Here is a 1,897-nt window from a genome sequence, read left to right on the forward strand (position 1 = left end):
TAGGAGAAGAGTCTGAAAAATCTGGAATAAGTACCATAACTTAGTATGCCTCCTAAAATATGCTAAATTTCTTGCTGTTCTATTTATGGCCAATGTTGCCTGTAACTCAAATTAATATTCAAAAGTTATGTCTATTATACTCGCTAAAAATCTGAGCAAAATCTACCCAGTAGCCATCAAAGAACCAGGAATTAAGGGAACATTAATTCATTTTATACGTCGCACCTACCAATATGTTAAGGCAGTTGAAGATATTACATTTGAAATAGACCCGGGGGAAGTAGTGGGATTTCTCGGACCCAACGGTGCTGGCAAAACTACTACTCTGAAAATGCTCACAGGTTTAATTCATCCGTCTAACGGTATAGTTAAAGTCGGAGATTATGTCCCCTTTGAACGCAAGAGAAAATTTTTAGAGCAAATTACCTTAGTCATGGGGCAAAAACAACAGTTAATCTGGGATTTACCAGTGTTAGACTCTCTAAAAATTAATGCTGCTGTTTATGGTCTTTCTGACAAAGAATATTACAGACGGTTGATGGAATTAACAGAGATGTTGTCCCTGGAGGGAAAGTTGAAGCAACCAGTCAGAAAATTATCTTTGGGGGAGCGGATGAAGGCAGAGTTGATGGCGGCGTTATTACATCAACCGAAAGTTTTGTTTTTGGATGAACCAACTTTAGGTTTAGATATAAATGCACAAGTGGCAGTGCGGGAGTTTTTGCAAGAATATAATCAACGTTATCAGGCAACTGTGTTATTGACGAGTCATTATATGGCTGATATTACGGCTTTATGTAAGCGCGTGTTATTGATATATCAAGGTCAGTTAATTTATGATGGCAGTTTAGATGGTTTGCTTGATCGTTTTGCTCCTTATCGAGAGGTACAAATAGAATTACTTAATCCTGTGCCTACGGATGTAGATAATTTTGAGCAACATTTATCTAATTATGGGGAGGTGGAAATGCTGGAAGGTCAGTCAGTACATTTATTGGTACGCCGGGAAAATTTAACGGCAACTGTAGCTCAGATTTTGGCAGAATTAGAAGTGCAAGATTTAACGGTGACTGACCCACCTATTGAGGAGGTCATTGGTAGAGTTTTTCGTGCAGGAAAAGTTTAATTTAAGTCAAAAGTCAAAAGTCAAAAGTTTGAAAGGTTTCAATTTTTTAAATTAATTACTAAATATCAATTAGTATTTTCTTGGTTTAGCTTGTGAGGCGATCGCTAAACTACTAATTGATCAGCTAATGTAATAAATAATCTGAATCCTTACATTTTTTAAATTAATTAGGGTTTTCTGAAAAAGTCTTTTAGTAGGAGGAGACAGGAGACAGGAGACAGGAGAAATGGGAATTAAGAGGAGGTAGAAGTAAGAATTGTCAATTTGGGATTTTTCTGCCCAACTCTTACGTATGGTGCTTTCAAGGTGATTCTGCGTAAGTCCTGTTACTTATTAATTAGGGTTTGCGTATGGAAAGTATTTTGGTAGGGGTAGGAGACAGGAGACAGGAGAAATGGAAATTATAGAGGAGGTAGTCGTAAAAATTGTCCCAAGATTTTTCTGCCATAATCATCCCAAAATACTAGCTTTATGCAGCTGTTTAGACCGAAACAGGCGCACTTTTTTAGACAAAAAAAAGCTGAAACCCATATCTGTCAGTGCTTTGATATTTAATCAGCAAGCCCTAATTACTATCCTCCAAATAGTTTATTTAATTTTTTCTACAAATAAATATTATGACTAATATTCCGCTAGAAATTCAACCCTATAAACGTGAAGCTTGGAAACCAATAACTATCGATGGAGATGGTGCTTTAACTGCTTCTAAATTTGCTGGTAAACCAAGGTTTACCAAAAGATGAACAATGGCCGAAATGTCCTCATTGCCAA

Annotated in this window: 1 protein-coding gene; it reads left to right on the top strand. The window is 36.6% G+C overall.

What is annotated here, in order from left to right:
- Positions 1–127 precede the first annotated feature (127 nt).
- Positions 128–1,126, top strand: coding sequence for an ATP-binding cassette domain-containing protein (locus F6K13_RS31105; RefSeq protein WP_124145072.1), 999 nt, complete (start codon positions 128–130; stop codon positions 1,124–1,126).
- The last annotated feature ends 771 nt before the right edge of the window (positions 1,127–1,897 follow it).

This window comes from Okeania sp. SIO2B9, from assembly GCF_010672505.1.
In the GTDB taxonomy this organism is placed as follows: domain Bacteria; phylum Cyanobacteriota; class Cyanobacteriia; order Cyanobacteriales; family Microcoleaceae; genus Okeania; species Okeania hirsuta.